Source organism: Methanocalculus alkaliphilus, from assembly GCF_024170505.1.
In the GTDB taxonomy this organism is placed as follows: domain Archaea; phylum Halobacteriota; class Methanomicrobia; order Methanomicrobiales; family Methanocorpusculaceae; genus Methanocalculus; species Methanocalculus alkaliphilus.
On the sequence record NZ_JALJYG010000025.1, the window covers coordinates 1 to 11,508 of the forward strand.

An 11,508-nucleotide genomic window follows, 5' to 3' on the forward strand; every position below is an offset into this window, starting at 1 on the left:
GAACCCGGCAGTTAAGCCCACCTGCGTCGAACACTGTACTGAGGTACGAGAGTCCTCGGGAACTGTTCAACGCTGCCAATACCACTTCTTCTTATCAAAACGAAACACAACAGCGGATGCATTACCGTTTATTCTAATAATTATCATACAGGAGCGGATGCAATGCCTTTTTTCATGTACTGATTCCTTCTGAGAGGAGTACCTTTTATCACGCCTTCCCTGATCGCTCTCCTGAATAAAGAAAAGAGGGGGTCGAAATTGGGGTTGGTGCAGAGAGCAGGGAGTGCGGTTGTTCCCGACACTCTGGCAGGTACTACTCTCTCCGCAGGGTATATAGCAGCATGCAGCGGAGGGTGAAAGTGAAAAAATTATCGTGGATCATCGAAAAGGTTGATGATCACCATATTAAAAAAGGGTTAGTTCTTTGTTTCAACCCGTGATATCTCAACAGTGAGCCCACGAATTGTTCTATCCTTCATTATCTCGACAACTTCCCGTGCATTCTCCGCAGGGACATCGACATAGGTGAAGGTCTCATAGATATCGATTGCACCAATGGATCGTCCCGGAAGACCGGTCTCACCTGCAATAGCGCCAACAATATCCTTTGCCCTGATCTGGCGGTCTTTTCCGATTGATATACGGAGCCGTGCCATACCCGGTTCAATTGTGCCTCCCTCATTGCCATAGGTCCGCTCCTCGGTATCACGTCCGCCAAGATGGATCTTCATAAGTGCAGTGGCAATCTCGATACAGGTAAGACCTTCTTCCAGTGCCTGCTCTACATGGGGGATGAATCGTTCGCCAAGCCCGGTCTCACAGACTTCCTTCACTTTATCGATGAGGACACGTGCCTGTGATGCCTCGACATCATCGGGTGTTGGAAGGGCCATCCGGACGATCTTGATCTTTGCGAACCTCTGGATCTCGCGGAGTTTATAGATCTCTTTTGGTGCAACAAATGAGAATGAGGATCCTGCCCGGCCTGCCCGGGCCGTCCGCCCGATACGGTGAATATAATACTCAACATCCTGCGGAACATCGTAGTTGAATACGGTATCGATCTCACTGATATCAAGGCCGCGTGCCGCAACATCAGTTGCAACCAGAATATCGATCTGCCTCTTCCGGAACTTCCCCATGACGCGATCCCGCTGGGTCTGCTTCATGTCGCCATGGAGTGCGTCGGCGAAGTATCCACGTGCCTGGAGCCGTGATGTGACATCATCGACGGCACGCTTCGTGTTGCAGAAGACCATGGCAAGATCGGGATTCTGGATGTCGATCAGATTACAGAGGACATCGAGTTTCTGCCGGTCTTTGACCTCAAGATAGTACTGTTCTATCTGGGGAACAGTCATCTCAGCATGAACAACCTTGATGAACTCGGGGTTCTTCTGGTATTTCTTGGAGAGATCCAGGATTGCGGAGGGCATCGTTGCCGAGAAGAGGAGTGTCTGCCTTCCCTTTGGCGATGACTTCAGGATACGTGCGATGTCGTCACGGAATCCCATGTCAAGCATCTGGTCTGCTTCGTCGAGAACGACAAAGCGAAGATTGGCGACGCTGAGGGTCTTGCGCTCCATGTGATCCATGATACGGCCGGGCGTTCCGATAACGATCTGTGCTCCAGCCCGAAGTGCCCGGAACTGCCGCTCGATTGGCTGTCCGCCATAGACGGGAACAATTGAGATGCCTTTTCTATACTGGCCAAAACGTGCAAACTCTTCTGCAATCTGTATTGCAAGTTCCCGGGTCGGTGCCAGGACGAGTGCCTGGACATCGCGGTTGTCGGGATCGATCATCTCGATGAGAGGGAGGCCGAAAGCAGCGGTCTTTCCGGTTCCGGTTTGTGCCTGGCCGGTGATATCTTTCCCTTCAAGAATGTGAGGGATTGCCATCGACTGAATTGGTGTCGCCTCTTCAAAGCCCATATCCGCAACGGCCTTGAGGAGGTCCTGGGATATTGAAAAATCCGAAAATTTTTTTGGTTCTTCCATTAGGTACTATATCATTCTCTGAGGACTTAGTATCTTTGGATAGGGGAGATATCCGGACCAGAAAATGATTGAATAGTTTTCATAAAAAGAGGGATTTGGAATGCTACCTGCTGTTTATCGGCTTGAGCAGGAAATGACCGATAAGCGCACCGATGACCGCCAGGCCGATAATATAGGGGAAAACTCCAAGGTAACTTCCCGTAGAGTCTCTGATAAACCCGGCAAGCTGAGGACCGGCGATGGCACCCGCACCATAGGCAAGGAAGACAAGTCCGTAACACCGCGGATAGTCACAGGTTCCAAAGAACCGTGCGGTCGCTGTCGGTGCTATGGCAAGCCATCCGCCCAGGCATCCCCAGAGAAGACAGAATGCGATGATGTAGGTGATCTGAGAGGGAGCAACCCAGAGCATCATCGAGGCACCTGCGATCAGCAGGAAGGATATAACTGCCGCCCGGGCCGGTCTGAGGAAATCCGTCAGCCATCCAAAGAAGGGGCGCCCTCCTCCGTTAAAGATGGCAAAGACCCCGACGAGTGCTGTTGCAAGTACCGGAGCGATCCCAACCACCTCGACTCCGACCGGCTGAGCGATGGATATCGCCATCAACCCGGCGAGACAGCCGATGAAGTAGCAGATCCAGAGCCCATAGAAGGTCGGGGTCCTGATCATCTGGGATCTATCGCACTCGCAGGTCTCAGCAATCGCTGATGGGGCAGGTCTCCAGCCCGGAGGTGCATACCCTGGCTCAGGAAATCTGAGCGGGAGTGCACAGAGCGTGATGATGACGAGGAATGCAACACCAAAGACCCGGAATGTGTCCATCACTCCAATGAGCGGGATGAGGTATCCGGCGATGTTTGCTGATATGAATGCTGAAAACCCAAATCCAAGCAGTGCAAGCCCGACGGCAAAACCACGCTTGTCCGGGAACCAGCGTGTGGCAAGAGCGACAGGTACGCCATAGGCGATCCCGACTCCTGCACCACCGATCACACCATAGACGAGATAGAGCATCTCAACAGATGTTACCATTGATGCCAGCAGCCAGCCAAGCCCGGTGAGCAACCCTCCGACGATGGTTGTCTTCCTGGGTCCCCATTGATCGATGTACTTCCCTGTCAGTGGCATCGCTATGGCAAATGCTGCAAGGAAGACCGAAAAAGGCATCAGGATCTCGTTTGAGGTCACCGTCTTTCCGAGATCAGTGATGAAGTAGTCTGTCAGAGGTCTGACAAAGACACTCCATGCATAGATGCTTCCAAGACAGATATTGATGATCAACCCGAGCAGAACGTAGAGCCAGCGCCCACGCTCTACCGGGAGTCCGAGTATGTGTTTATCATGCATGGTATAACCGGATAAATAGGTGGGGGGTGTTTACTCTTCCAGTGTCGATATGTCACCTGGATCGATTCCCATCTCCTGAGCCTTCAGGACACGCCGCATGATCTTTCCGCTCCTCGTCTTTGGCAGGGAGGGGACGAAATCGATCTCAGACGGCATTGCAATTGGGCCGATACTCATCCTGACATGGTAGATCAGCTCGTTCCTGAGCTTCTCACTCGGCTCATGACCAAGCCTGAGGATGACGAAGGCCTTGACCGCCTGCCCTTTCATCGTATCGGGTTTACCGATGACAGCCGCCTCTGCGACCGCTTCGTGGGAGACGAGGGCACTCTCAACCTCGGCGGTTCCGATGTTGTGGCCGGCGACGATGATGATATCATCGGCACGCCCAAGTACCATGATATACCCGTCTTTGTCCTTGACAGCGAGATCGCCTGCGGTGTAGTATGGGGGGATCGTCTCCCAGTACTGGCGGTACCGCTCGTCATTGTTATGAACCGTCCTCATCATCGATGGCCAGGGCTCTTTGAGGACCAGGAGTCCGCCGACATTTGGCGGTACCGGGTTCCCTTCCTTGTCGACGACATCTGCCTGGACGCCGGGGATCGGACGACCCGCAAAGCCGGGCTTCATCGGCTCACCAACCATCGTTGTGATCATGTGCATCCCCGTCTCGGTCTGCCACCACGTATCCAGGATTGGACATTGCGACTTTCCGATCACCCGGTGATACCACTCAAACGCCTCGGGGTTGAGGGGCTCTCCGACCGATCCGATGATCCGAAGCGAGTCCAGGTTCGCCTTGTTTGGCCACTCCTCACCGAACTTCATGAACATCCTGATCGCAGTTGGTGCGGTGTAGAAGATAGTGACACCAAAGTCTTCGATGATCTTCCACCAGTTGCTTGGATCCGGATAGTCGGGGACAGTCTCGGTGATCATGATGGTTGCCCCCACCGCAAGCGGCCCGTAGACGATATAGCTGTGGCCGGTGACCCAACCCGGATCAGCAGTACACCAGTGAACATCGTTCTCCTTCATGTCGAAGACATACTTTGTGGTATAGTATGTCCCTACCATGTACCCTCCTGTGGTGTGGACGATACCTTTTGGCTGGCCGGTCGTTCCGGATGTATAGAGGATATAGAGCGGATCCTCAGCATCCATCACCTCAGGTTCGCAGATCTTGTCAGCGGATTCGATGAGTTCATGGTAGTCGATCTCCATCTCCGAGACAAGTTCAACCTGGGGCTTCTCACGCCGTAACACCACGATCTTCTCCACACTCGGGGCATTGACGACTGCATCGCCGACGATCGATTTGAGGGGGACCCTTTTTCCACGGCGGTATCCGACATCGCTGGTGATAACGACTTTTGCGGCCGCATCGCGTATGCGGGTATTTAATGCTGCTGCGCCGAACCCTCCAAAGACGATGCTATGGACTGCCCCTATTCTGGCACAGGCCAGGATTGAGACGATCTGCTCGGGAACAAGCGGCATGTAGATACAGACCGTATCCCCTTTGCCGACACCAAGGCTCTTTAATGCATTGGCACATTTCTGGACTTCGCGGTGCAGCTGCCGGTAGGTGAGTATCCGCTCCTGCCCTTCCTCTTCTCCACGCCAGATCAGGGCAACTTTGTTCTTCCGCTCGCTGTTGACATGCCGGTCGAGGCAGTTGTAGGTGATGTTGGTTTTGCCGTTGACAAACCATTTCGCATACGGGTGGCTCCACTCTTTCAGCTTGTCCCATGGTTTGAACCAGGTGAGCTCTTCTGCAATCTTCTCCCAGAATGCATCCGGGTCTTTGAGATAGCGGTTGTATGCCTCGTTATAATCACCGATGTTCGATGCCTCCTTGTACGAAGGATCGGGCACATAGGTCTTTGATTCGAGTTTCACATCGAAAGATTCTGCCATTGTCTTCTCCCCCATGCAGTATGCATGGATGCTGGATCAGGTCTCCCTGATCTATTTGCAGTGCTTACACACTCTGGTTGAATCTGATATGTGATAAAGGTTATATTTGTTGAACGCATATGCACTGCATAATAAAGTGCGGGGTTCTTGGGGGTCTCTGCTAATGACCGTAAATAATGAAGAAATGATTCAGATAAAGGAGCTTCTCAAACGCTATCCAAGAGGGATGAGTATCACGGAGATATCATCTGCACTGCATCTCCATCGGAATACCGCTGCGAAGTACCTGGATATTCTCAAACTCAAAGGTGATGTGGATCGAAAGCAGATCGGAACGGCAAAGAATTATTTCCTCGTTCAACGGGTGCCTGTCTCCTCCCTGATCAGCTACTGGCCAGCCCCTGTCATCATCACCGACGCCCGGCTCCATGCCGTCATGGTGACCGAAGGTGTTCTTCACCTTCTTGGCTGTTCTCTTGATGTCATTTATGGAGAAGTGATCGAGGAAATTCCAATCTCACTCTTCAATAACCCGGAGATCACCCGTATCTGCCATGACGCGGTCCAGGGCATATCCGGGTCGCTCCCGGTCAGGACGGTGATCAGAAAGCGGGAACTCGTCCTCCGAATCGTCGGGATACCTGTCGTCTTTGATACCGGACGGGACGGGGCGGCACTCGCCTTCTATGATGAAACAGGTGAGTACCATGCCAGGACGGAACAGGAGCGATACAAAAAGCAGTACGAGGCTCTGACAAGAGGACAGACCGAATTTGTTCTTCATCTCAGTCCTGATATGGCGGTGACATACCTCAATACTCCGTTCTCCATCCGTGCAGGGCGAAGTGAGGATCAGATACATGGAATGGCTTTCCGGTCATTCTTCCCTGCGACTGCCCATGACATGATCGCCTCACTTCCCGGAGGTATTACCATCACCTCGCCCTCTGCAGAAGCAACTCTCCCGGTGATCAGGACTGATGGAACTCTTGGGAGGGAGCAGTGGAGTATCCACGGTATCTTCGATGATCAGGGGAGGGTGATTATCTACCATGCAGTCGGGCGTGATATCACCGAGCTCATCACCTGCCGCGAGAAGCTCGACCAGTACCACAGGAATCTTGAAGAGCTCATCGAAGAGCGGACCCGATCGATGCAGGAGGCGAACCGGATGCTGATGGCGACGATCCGGGAGAAAGAGGATCTCGAGCGGGATCTCCTTTTCATTGAGTATGCCTTTGATCATGCCTCCGACTCGATCCTTCTCTTTAATGAGGAGGGGAGGATCATCCGGGCAAACCAGACGGCCTCTATCCTCCTTGGGTATTCCCAGGAGGAACTGACAGGGTTGTATGTCTATGAGATCAATCCCTCAATCTCAAAGAAGCGATGGGGGGAGATGTGGTCTGCCGGATACCCTGGGAGAAGGGAGAGGATTGAATCGATCCATCGACGGCGCAATGGGGAGATATTCCCGGTGGATGTTGCCCGGACATTTGTTCGTTTCCTCGACAAAATGTACTTCTGTTCAATCGCACGGCCAATAGAGGCTGGTCACAGAGAAGAAATACATTAAAGGCTTCCGAGCCCGAAAGGATTAGAAATCAGTATCTGACGGGTTCATTCCCGTCTTTTCGCCGGAGTGGATGGAATGTTTGAAAAAACACTGATTCCGGTCTCATATGGGGAGAGACCAGAGGAAATAAAAAAAATCGGAAAGATCCTGAAGAACCTTGGGTCCAACTCCATCTGCCTCTTCCATGTCACTGAGGCGGGCTCATTCTTCCGGGGATCTGATATCTCCTGGCTGATGATCCTCAAAGAGGCACTGGAGGAGCTCGGTCTTGATGTGGAGGTGAAGATGGGGGCCGATCATATCGCCTCTTCCATTGCTGAAGCGGCACTGCATGAGGGTGCTGATGAGATCTATATGAAGACGAAACGGCGCTGGCAGATCGGGACGATGCTCCTTGGCAGCATATCAAGGGATCTCCTCCGCCTCTCAGATATTCCGGTCTTTGTCCATAAGGTGAGACCCCGCCTTCCTGGTGATGAGGCGGTGATCACACGGGAAGATCTGATCATCCTGTATGCAACCGACTTCGGTGAGGCATCCACCCGTCCAATCCCGTATCTGATGGAGTTTCAAGGGGGGTGGTGCCATATCCTGCATGTGAGGGGGAGGATGGCGGATCCCTTTGCCGAGGAGATAGAAAAGAGACGTCTGCATGAGAAGCTTACTGCAGTTGAAGAGGAGCTTCGCCCCTACTATGGCCGCGTCACCTCAGAAGAGGTGATTGGTGATCCGTCATCTGAAGTGCTGCGGGTCTCAGACCAGATCAGTGCCGATGTGATCGTCCTTGGGAGAAAGAAGCCCGCCTTCTTCTCTGCACCAATGGGCGAGACCGCAGAGAGGATCGTCACCTCATCCAGGGCATCGATCTTCCTTGTACCATAACCGGAGGTTTGTATGTGGATTGATTATATGAAAAGAGAGTCCGTTTTCCTTCTCTCATCCGGGATTATCCTCTTCTTCATCGCGGTCGGGATCATCACCCCCGATCTGCTCGAATCGGTATCGCAATCTATCCATGCCGGAATTCTTGATTATTTCAGCTGGCTGTATCTCATATCTGCGTTCTTCTTTCTTATCTTCGTACTGGGAATTGCTCTTTCACAGTATGGAACGATCAAGCTTGGGTATGATGCAGAGAGGCCTCAATACAGCTTCTTTGGATGGATTGCGATGCTTTTTGCAGCAGGAATGGGTATTGGACTCATATTCTGGGGTGTCTCTGAGCCGCTGCTCCATTTCCTCATGCCACCGCCCTTCCTGACCTCCTCAAGCCCGGAAGCAGCATCATTTGCGATGCGGTATGTCTTCTTTCACTGGGGCATTCATCCGTGGGCTATCTACACCATCGTGTCCCTCTCGATTGCCTACTTCTCGTTCCGGCGGGGAATGCCTGCGCTGATCAGCTCATGTTTTTACCCTGTACTTGGGGAGAGAATTTACGGGATGCCCGGCAAGCTCGTTGATGTGCTGGCCGTCTTTGCAACGGTTTTTGGGACAGCGACCTCTCTTGGCTTTGGTGCCCTCCAGATTCATGCAGGGTTTACCCATCTCTATGGATTATCGTCTGCAATCTCGGTAACGATTGGGATCATCGTCATTGCCACTGCCCTCTTTATGGCATCTGCAATCCTTGGTGTCGAGAAGGGTGTTCAGATACTCTCCAAAATTAATATCATCATCGCGACAATCCTTCTTCTCTTCATCCTCTCGCTTGGGTCGACACCCTATATTCTCAATATCTTCACCTCCACCCTCGGAGGATATATCAATAATGTCATTGATCTCAGTCTCCAGTCCTATCCCTTTGCCGGGTATGAATGGAGCAGAGACTGGACGGTCTTCTACTGGGCATGGTGGATCTCCTGGTCGCCCTTCGTCGGACTCTTTATCGCCCGAATCTCCCGTGGCCGGACGATTCGTGAATTTGTCCTCACTGTCCTCTCTGTCCCGACCCTCTTCACCTTCATCTGGTTCTCTGTCTTTGGGGGGTCGGCGCTGTATCTTGAGCTGGAGCAGGGAGTCGATCTCGCACGCGTTGCCGGTGAGGATGTCTCGCTTGCTCTCTTTGTATTCCTTGAACAGTACCCGGTATCCGGACTTCTCTCCCTCATTGTGATCCTCCTCCTGATCGTCTTCTTCGTCACCTCGGCTGATTCGGCGACGGTGGTGCTCGGCTCCCTCACCTCAGGGGGGAGTATGATCGTTCCGATGTACAAAAAAGTGATCTGGGGCCTCTCTCTCTCAACGGTGGCGATTGTCCTGCTTCTGACCGGGGGGCTTGATGCCCTTCAGATGATGGCGATCACAGCGGCATTCCCGTTTATGATCGTGATGATCATCCTCTGTTATACACTCTGGATTGGCCTTTCGCAGGAGAAGGATCGGGTAGAGAAATGAAGGGGGAGTACATCCTCCATCTGCCTCTATTTTAAATAAACGCTGCATATATTCGATAAATCTAATTTGAATAAATATATATATCGGGATGTTGTAGGAGATGTATGACCCAGAAAGGGGAATCACTGAATCTCTATAGCCGGGAGTATATCATGCCCGGCTCGATGATGAAAGGACAGAGAACATCTCCTCGCTCCGGATACGTGGCATCTGCAAAAAGCCGGGATATTTACAGCCGTGAGTATCGTATGGCCGTGGCTTCGGCATCACGCTCTGCCGGAAAGAAGGCGGTGTCTTCACCTGCTATGAAGGAGAGGGATGCCTATAGCCGCGAGTACCTGGTTGCAGGGAAGGGTGGATCCGGCATATCCCTGGTGCCCAAAGGAACAAAGGAGCGTGACCTCTACAGCCGGGAGTATCTGCTGCCTGGTGCGGCATCGCCGGTCTCTCCCGTGAAGAAAGAGGCGGTCAGGAAGCCACCTGTTATGACGGCCCGGGAGAGGGTCCCGGATGCCTACAGCCGCACGTACCTGATCCCCGGAGAGGGTACAGGAACTGCATTATCCTCATCAAAAGTCGGGGACAAAGATATCTATGGCAGAAACTATGTGATACCTCAATTTGGTCTCAAATCCGGAGGATCTGCGCATGTTTCCATGTATAAGCCTGGGGCGTTTACGATAGAAGGCTCTCCGGTGAAGGCTGCTGTGGAAAAGAAAGAGACCCCTCCTGCACCTCCACAGGAGAAGGCTCCTGAAAAGGTATCAGAGGAGTCGCTCGTGGAGAAGATATCAAGGTTCGTCCATGGTATCTTTGGATCGAAATAAAACAGCCCCCTTGCCGGGGAAGTAAACCCATTTCTTTTTTCAAACCCCCTCCGATGGAATGAGCTTCGTACGTTGATACCCCGATACATACGTCCTGTTCTTTCTGATCCAACTGGAAGGTATCATGGATTGGGTATGGTATTATAAAAGGAGAATGTGAGGATAATCCTGATATCGATCACCCTCTTAGGTTGTTTCAATAGCTATACCTTCATCCGGGACCTGGTCTAAGGGGTAAAAGCCAGTCTCTTCACCGTTTTGGTCTTCATCTTCATCTTCGGCTTCGGCTTCGTCGCCAGCTTTGATCCCGGTTTCCTCACCGGTTTCATCTCCGGTAGTATCTTCTGTGTCACTTACTGCTTCGGTTTTTTCTTCTATTTCAACCTCCTCTTCTTCTGCGGGGATGCAGTCTATCCAGAGGCTCCCCTGGATCGGTCCTTCTCCTCCTGATACGGTTATTGAGAACAATATCGTGCTTGTTGCATTAACCTCAAGAATTTCTGGCAGTATCACAAGCTCATTCGGTGAGAAATATACTGTCTCTCCATTCTCTCCAAGTCGTGCTCCATAGATGATATGATCTTCATCAATCCCCATGTTACATTGCTGAATGGTAATGTATACAGGAACAGTTCCGGTATTACGCACCGTTGGGTATTCTGTTGCCCAACTCTCTTTCCCGACTTCTAAGTCGCCGTAGTCAAGACTGGAAATATCAGTTTGGATTGATGCTATAACATCTGGGATAACGGGCTCATAGAACAGTTGCGGCTGGATTGTAACGTCCTCTTCATCACCAGCCACAAACTCAGCCTCGTCTCCGATCTCTTCACCGATTAATTCCCCAGCTTCGTCATTTGCTTCTTCTTTGTCTTGTTCTCCAACGCCATCTCCGAAATCATCTCCGGAGTTATCACTGGTTTCCTCATCGGTTTCTTTTCCTGTTTCTCCTCCAAGATCATTCCCGGAGTTATCCCCGGTTTCCTCACCGGCTTCTTCTCCTGTTTGCTCTCCGAGATCATTTCCGGATTTATCGCCGGCTTCCTTACCAGCTTCTTCTCCTGTGTCTTCGTGGACATCATTTCCGGTGTCGCCTCCGGCTTCTTTGTTAGCTGGATCTGCGTCTCCATCTGATGCATCTGCATCCCCACCTGTCTCTGCTCCGGCTGATTCGTCACCTGCATTATCTCCATCTGATGTATCTGCATCCCCACCCGTCTCTGCTCCGGCTGATTCGTCACCTGCATTATCTCCATCTGATGTATCTGCATCCCCACCCGTCTCTGCTCCGGCTGATTCGTCACCTGCATTATCTCCATCTGATGCATCTGCATCCCCACCTGTCTCTGCTCCGGCTGATTCGTCACCTGCATTATCTCCATCTGATGCATCTGCATCCCCACCTGTCTCTGCTCCGGCTGATTCGTCACCTGCATT

7 protein-coding genes and 1 pseudogene are annotated in these 11,508 nt (G+C 52.0%); 4 read left to right on the forward strand and 4 right to left on the reverse strand.

Annotated elements, in window-relative coordinates:
- Nucleotides 1-416 precede the first annotated feature (416 nt).
- The 3 genes from J2T58_RS10750 to acs form a co-directional block, all read right to left on the reverse strand.
- Nucleotides 417-2,000, reverse strand: coding sequence for a DEAD/DEAH box helicase (locus J2T58_RS10750; protein WP_253489891.1), 1,584 nt, complete (start codon nucleotides 1,998-2,000; stop codon nucleotides 417-419).
- A 103-nt stretch (nucleotides 2,001-2,103) separates the two neighbouring features.
- Nucleotides 2,104-3,348 (reverse strand): L-lactate MFS transporter, encoded by a 1,245-nt coding sequence (locus J2T58_RS10755; protein ID WP_253489895.1) that lies wholly within the window; start codon nucleotides 3,346-3,348, stop codon nucleotides 2,104-2,106.
- 30 nt (nucleotides 3,349-3,378) lie between these two features.
- Nucleotides 3,379-5,271, reverse strand: coding sequence for an acetate--CoA ligase (acs, locus tag J2T58_RS10760; protein WP_253489902.1), 1,893 nt, complete (start codon nucleotides 5,269-5,271; stop codon nucleotides 3,379-3,381).
- A 184-nt stretch (nucleotides 5,272-5,455) separates the two neighbouring features.
- Here acs and J2T58_RS10765 point away from each other — a divergent pair, with 184 nt between their 5' ends.
- The 4 genes from J2T58_RS10765 to J2T58_RS10780 all read left to right on the forward strand — a co-directional run bounded on the left by J2T58_RS10765 (nucleotide 5,456) and on the right by J2T58_RS10780 (nucleotide 10,071).
- On the forward strand, nucleotides 5,456-6,847 hold the full coding sequence (locus J2T58_RS10765) for a PAS domain-containing protein (protein WP_253489904.1): 1,392 nt from the start codon (nucleotides 5,456-5,458) through the stop codon (nucleotides 6,845-6,847).
- 75 nt (nucleotides 6,848-6,922) lie between these two features.
- The gene (locus J2T58_RS10770) at nucleotides 6,923-7,729 is read left to right on the forward strand and encodes a universal stress protein (protein ID WP_253489906.1); all 807 of its coding nucleotides are present in this window, start codon (nucleotides 6,923-6,925) and stop codon (nucleotides 7,727-7,729) included.
- A 12-nt stretch (nucleotides 7,730-7,741) separates the two neighbouring features.
- A complete protein-coding gene (locus J2T58_RS10775; RefSeq protein ID WP_253489908.1) occupies nucleotides 7,742-9,244 on the forward strand; it encodes a BCCT family transporter in 1,503 nt (500 codons plus the stop codon).
- 104 nt (nucleotides 9,245-9,348) lie between these two features.
- Complete coding sequence (locus J2T58_RS10780) at nucleotides 9,349-10,071, forward strand: hypothetical protein (protein WP_253489910.1); 723 nt, start codon at nucleotides 9,349-9,351, stop codon at nucleotides 10,069-10,071.
- 186 nt (nucleotides 10,072-10,257) lie between these two features.
- Here the strand turns inward: J2T58_RS10780 and J2T58_RS10785 are convergent.
- Nucleotides 10,258-11,508, reverse strand: a pseudogene (locus J2T58_RS10785) (hypothetical protein); the annotation flags it as partial.